We start from the raw sequence: 5,570 nt of genomic DNA, 5'->3' as shown, positions 1-5,570 counted from the left end.
CTGCCCCAGGTCTGTTTCCACGATGTCCCTTGCGGCGTCCAGGGGGAAGGCCGGCAGTTGATCCTGCAGTTTGGTGAGTTCGTCCAGCCAGGCGCTGGGGATCAAGTCGGGGCGGGTGGAGAGGGCTTGGCCCACCTTGATGAAGCAGGGTCCAAGCCGGGTGAGGGTTTTCAAGACCGTCTGGGCCAAGCGGCTCTGGACCATGTGATCCGGGCTGCTTCCCTGGGTCACCAGCCGCACCGCCAGTCCGGTGAAATTCACCAGCAGCACCAGAAGACGGCTGATCAACCGCCATGGCCGCATCAGCAGCCAGAACAGGTCCCTGACGTGGTCATAACGCAGCGGCTCCTCGGTCCGAGGTACGGAAGACGCCAAGGCACATTCACCCAACACACGCGCCATGAGCCTAAAAAGTTTCTTCTTTTCTTGTGGCGGGAATAAGCTGAGCAGCCCTTTCTCTGCGGTTTCATGCCGACCCGGGAGTTGATTGCCGCCTTGCCGTGGGCAATGGCCAAATTGGGGGGCGGGCTGTTTGTGGTTTGGCTGCTGGGGCGCATCTGCCTCCCCATAGCAACCCGGATCGCCCGCAGAACAGCCACCACCACCGATGACCTCATTGTCAAGGAAGTCTACAGGGCTGTGATGCCCATGTTGTTCATGATGGTGGTGGTCTGGGCTTGGGAAGGGATTCCCTATGAAGGCATTGGCGACCGGATCGTTACAGCCCTGACCGGGCTGGTAACCGCAGTGGCGCTTGTGCAGGCCATCAACCGCATCCTGACGCGGTTGCTCACCCGTGCTTTCCAGCGAGTTGCCAGGAATGACGACACCAGTCTCGAGATCCTCACAGCCCTGAAACCCATGCTGCGGGCTTTGATCTGGGTGCTGGGTGGGGTAATCTACCTGCAGTCCCTCGGTATTCCCCTCGGCGCCCTGTGGGCATTGCTGAGCGCTGGCGGCATCGGCGCCGGCCTGGCGCTCCAGAAACCTGTGGCGGAGTTCTTTGAATACATCTACATCCTGCTGGATAAGCCGTTCCGCAGTGGGGATTTTCTCCATGTTGGCAACAGCGACACCTGGGCCAAGGTGGAGCAGGTGGGCATCCACTCCACGCGGCTGCGCAGCGTGGACGGTGAACTGGTGGTGATGACCAACTCATCTCTGGCCAGTCAAACCCTCTCCAACTACACAGTGATGGAGCGCCGGCGCCGCATCTACCGGTTTGGCGTCACCTACGACACACCCCCCCAGGTGCTGAAGCGGATCCCCACCATGGCCCGGCAGATTGTGGAGAGGGTGAAGGATGCCGACTTCGACCGTTGCCACTTCGTGGAATTTGGCGCCAGCAGTCTGGATTTCGAGCTCTGCTACAACATCCCCACCAGTGATTACGTGGCAGCCCTTGATGCCCAGCAGCAGGTGAACGTGGCCCTGGTGCAGACGTTCGCGGAGCAGGGCATCGAGTTTGCCTTCCCCACACGGACCCTCTACCTCAACCACCCAGACCAGACGGGGGAAGCCGGCTCAACCGGAGAGCCTGGACAAGGGCAATGATCCTCAGCCGTGCCCAGGCATCTCGGCGCGACTCACCAGCAGGGCAAACCACAGGCAAACCCCTACAACGGCAAACGCCACGCCCGCACCAATCCCCAGATGGACCATCAGCCGCGGAACCACCTGGGGAACGATGACAACCCCCGCCAGGGGAAGGAGCTTGAACAAGGTGTTGTTCATGGAAGATCCGGAGGCTGCCCCCATTGTGGCAACCTGCGATCCAGTTGGGTTGGTCCTAGAACCACTCCCCACAGCATCTGCGGCGGTGTTCGTGTTGTCGCAGGGGGTTGTGCGCTGGAACGCCATGGCGACCTCACGCTTCTGCTCCCCATCGGCGGCCACCGCCTTGATGGCGTAGTGCTGCTGACCATCCCGGAACGGCACCTGAATGCGGAAGGTGCCTTCCGGGGTGAGGGGCACGGGCTCGTTCCCGATGGTCAGGGACGCGGAAGGATCCGTGGCGCCATAGACAATGAGTTCGGCGTCAGCCACCAGCCAGAAGGAGCGCTGGCGCGCCATGCCGGCGCCGGAGTCCGTGCGGCCACTGGCCCAGACGCCAGCGGCAGAATCGGAGAAGCCGGCTTCCTCCTCTTGCAAGCCAAGCCCGTGCAGCGGTTGCTGGAACGCTTCCGATCCTTGCCGCCCCAGGGAGAAGCCGGTGGCCACCTGATAGAGACGCTCGTGGATGCTGCTATCCAGAGGGGTTTCCTCCGGGGTGGGCAGAGGGACCGGGGTGGCGGTATCCAGGGAAAACGGCACAAACTGATCCAGAATCTGCTCGCTGGGCTTGGCGGCAGGAACCCTTGCCTTGGTGGAGAAGGCTACGGATAGCCAACCGGCATCCTCAAGACGAAAACCCAACTCGACGCGGTAATCGCGATTGCTGAGAGGCATCGGCACGTGCCAATCCGCCGCGTTTGCATCCACGGGCACCTCCTGCAGAGTATGGGGATGGGCAGCGCCGTCGTCCATGCCGGTCACGTCACTGACCCGCAGGCAAAGCTGCTGGGCTCCGGCCGCCTCGGCGGTTTTGCGTGTTTCCGAGGAGATCTCCCAGAAGACGTAACCCCACTCGGGGTCACGGGGTAGGAAGACGACACGGTCACCGTCCTGGGGAGACGGCGGCCCGTCCGGGTCGGACTGAGGCTGGGGGGCAGCCCCCTCTGCAACGGCAACGCTGGCTGGAGTCTGAGGGGCAGCGGCGTGTCCGTGTTCCGTACGGATGCGGACCCTTGAGATTCAGCGTCCTCGGAAGGCGCTGAGGACGGTTCCACACCTGGATGCTGGCCAATCTCTTGAACCAGAGTTTGCTTGGTCTTGCGGCTATAGAGCCTGATGCGCAATTGGCTGGCGATGGTGCGCAGTTGCCTCAGGGTGAGACGAGCCAGGGAGGAGAAGAAGAGAGGAGCAGCAAAGTCAGCCATCTCTAAAGAAATGCTTTGGGATCAGTGTGGAGACGGTTGTCCGAAACCACAAGCCTCGTTGCCCAGTCGGTGAGGTTTTCCTGACAGTGATCCCCGGATGCGATCCCGGCCCTGCCTTATGGGCAGGGCATCAATCCTGATAACACCTCACACCTTGCGATAGGGCACCTTGGCCATGTAGTCGAAGGATGTGTTGGTGCTACCACCAGCAACACACCGGGTCGCGCCCACGGCGCTTACCCAGGTGCGGTAGTCGTTGGGGTTGCCGCCACGGCTTGCAGCAGCCCGGGAGGGCAACTTCTTGGCGGAGGCGCTGGAGGAAAACACAGCCTTGGGGAAGCCCAGAATGCCGCGCCAGTAAGACTCGTAGCGGGGAGACTTGATGTTGAACGGCGTTTCTCCCAACTCCCGCCCCGGCAGCACCCGGCGGCGCTGATAGGGGACCGTGTCGTAGCCGAAGTTGTCGATGTACTCCTGGGAATCCAGCAGGGCGTCCACCAGGCCCACCAAGCCCTTATTGCAGATGACGATGGACCAGGCAATGGTTTCTGCCTGGCCATGGACATCCCGCCCCAGGACCCGCTGCACCATCTGGGTCACCACCTGGTAGTTGTTGTTGAAGCGGTAGAAGGAGCTTCTGAAGGTGTCCGAGAGCAACAGGCCACGGATGAAATCTCGAACCGTGATCTGGTTGTTGCGCAACTGGGACTCCAGAAAGGCATCCCGGCTGCACTTGAAGGCATGGAAAAAGATCTGCCGATAGGCCGCCTCGATGAGGGCGGTGGTGTCGGAATTGTTGAGCACCTGCTGGGTGCTGAAGATGCGCGCCTGGTCATCGTCACCCCCCCCGTGGCCTTTCACCCGGGAATTTTGGGTTTCAAGGGCGTAGTTGAGAAGGGGAATCGCCACGGGTCACCGGCTGAGTGCAAAGCGAATGCTAGGGGACAACCCACGCAAACATGGTGGGCAGGGTGGCGTGGAATCACAGTCCTTAACGTTTCTCACCAGCCCAGGGCCGCCTGTCGAAGCGCCGCCTCCGGGACTGGAGCAGGCACGGGTTCAGGCCCACTGGGGCCTTCGATGCGGGTTTCAACAGACAGGGACGCCGTGTTGGAAAGCCCCTCCACCGTGCTGGTGCGGAGACGCACCTGGGAACCGACAAACCAGAAGCGTTCCCGGCTGCGCATGGTCTCGTAGGTGGTGATCAACTCCAGTCCGTCCTCGTCATCCATGCGGAACCGGCCCGCCACCGTTGCGGTCTCGGCATAGCCACGATCCCGCAGCAACTTCCCCTGACGGCCCTGCTCATCGGTGGGAATCAGGGCAAAGACCGTCTCCCCCTGGTGATCCTCCCCCGCACGGTCCCACGCCATGGAACCCAGCCAACGCACATGGCAGCCGCCCCGGATGGCCTCGGGTGGTTCGCCGTGCAGGCGGGCAATGGCCGCCAGGCGGTCATCTTCCGGGGGCACTGTGACCACTTCAATGTGGCTGGCGCCCGCTTCAGTGCGACGGTGGAGAAGATGATGACTGGTGCGCTGGGAACGCCAACGGCCCGCGCTGCGGGCAAAGAAGACCATGGCGTTGGGGATGGACTCCACAGTTGCCTCCTTACGTAACTGGGCCGCTAGGATTCGAACCTAGGAATGGCGGGACCAAAACCCGCTGCCTTACCACTTGGCGACGGCCCACTGCCGGGGTGTTGACGGCTTCTCTACTTTACACCACATCACCCTTGGCGTGAAAGCGCAACAGCAGCCGCTCCAAGGCCCTTTGCAACTGGTTTGGATTGGCGGACTTGATCACGTGGATGGGGATCCCCAGCCCTTTGGCCGCCCGCCGCGCTCCCGGATCATGGCTGAGGCTGTTGCGCAGGGAGAGCACCGCATCAGCCCGATCCACCGTGCGCACCACCTGCACCGGCAGCCGACAGTCATCAATCAGGGCGTCCAATTGGCGCGGGGTCACGCCGGAGGGATAGATGCGCAGGCGAGTGTCCTGGGCGGCAGGGAGCGCAGGTTGCCCCATGGACGATCCTTCCGGCTCCCCCACTCCAGGGGGGCGCGGGGTGGGGTTTTGCACATGGAGAACACCCCGTTCATCCAGGCGGCGCACCTGGGACTGGACGGGGCGGTCCCGTAGCAGAGCGTCCACGGTGCGGGCCACGTTCCAATGCACATGCCAGCAGTCACGGCCGTGCATTTCTACCGCCAGGGGGAAGGTGGGCGGGCCACAGCGCTCCTGCACCGTTTTCTGCGAGCCGCGACGGCGGGCCTCCTCATCCCCCAGGGTGACCGCCTGGAGGCCGCCAATCAGATCACGGAGGGCGGGATTCTTGATCAGGTTGGCCAGTTGATGGCCGTGGGCCGTGCCCACCAGTTGCACGCCCCGCTCGGCAATGGTGCGGGCGGCCCAGGCTTCCTGTTCACTGCCGATCTCGTCAATGACAATCACCTCGGGCATATGGTTCTCCACCGCCTCGATCATGACCCGGTGCTGATGCCGGGGATCCGGCACCTGCATCCGTCGCGCCCGACCGATGGCCGGGTGGGGAATGTCTCCATCGCCAGCGATTTCGTTGCTGGTGTCGAT

General features: G+C 62.8%; 4 protein-coding genes, 1 tRNA gene and 2 pseudogenes. 1 reads left to right on the top strand and 6 read right to left on the bottom strand.

Annotation, left to right across the window (positions count from 1 at the left end):
• Window positions 1-375: pseudogene (locus tag BG35_RS0105820) on the bottom strand (AarF/ABC1/UbiB kinase family protein); the annotation flags it as partial.
• A 93-nt stretch (window positions 376-468) separates the two neighbouring features.
• On the opposite strand from BG35_RS0105820, the gene BG35_RS0105815 reads away from it, so the two are divergent.
• Window positions 469-1,554, top strand: a complete 1,086-nt coding sequence (locus BG35_RS0105815; RefSeq protein WP_025782085.1) for a mechanosensitive ion channel family protein — start codon at window positions 469-471, stop codon at window positions 1,552-1,554.
• A gap of 3 nt (window positions 1,555-1,557) precedes the next feature.
• On the opposite strand, the gene BG35_RS13655 is transcribed toward BG35_RS0105815, so the two are convergent.
• The 5 genes and pseudogenes from BG35_RS13655 to BG35_RS13070 all read right to left on the bottom strand — a co-directional run.
• Window positions 1,558-2,604: a DUF4912 domain-containing protein gene (locus tag BG35_RS13655; RefSeq protein ID WP_152535188.1), complete on the bottom strand. Its 1,047-nt coding sequence runs from the start codon at window positions 2,602-2,604 to the stop codon at window positions 1,558-1,560.
• Window positions 2,605-3,125: 521 nt separating this feature from the next.
• Window positions 3,126-3,887: a phycobilisome rod-core linker polypeptide gene (locus BG35_RS0105805; protein WP_025782084.1), complete on the bottom strand. Its 762-nt coding sequence runs from the start codon at window positions 3,885-3,887 to the stop codon at window positions 3,126-3,128.
• Window positions 3,888-3,979: 92 nt separating this feature from the next.
• Complete coding sequence (locus tag BG35_RS0105800) at window positions 3,980-4,558, bottom strand: phycobiliprotein lyase (RefSeq protein ID WP_034417363.1); 579 nt, start codon at window positions 4,556-4,558, stop codon at window positions 3,980-3,982.
• Window positions 4,559-4,597: 39 nt separating this feature from the next.
• Window positions 4,598-4,669: transfer RNA gene (locus tag BG35_RS0105795), tRNA-Gln, on the bottom strand.
• 28 nt (window positions 4,670-4,697) lie between these two features.
• A pseudogene (locus BG35_RS13070) lies at window positions 4,698-5,570 on the bottom strand (AAA family ATPase); the annotation flags it as partial.

It is taken from the genome of Candidatus Synechococcus spongiarum SH4 (assembly GCF_000586015.1).
GTDB classification, from domain to species: domain Bacteria; phylum Cyanobacteriota; class Cyanobacteriia; order PCC-6307; family Cyanobiaceae; genus Synechococcus_B; species Synechococcus_B spongiarum_F.
The sequence above is the reverse complement of the archived record's forward strand: the minus strand, read 5'-3'. Positions and strand labels throughout refer to the sequence as shown.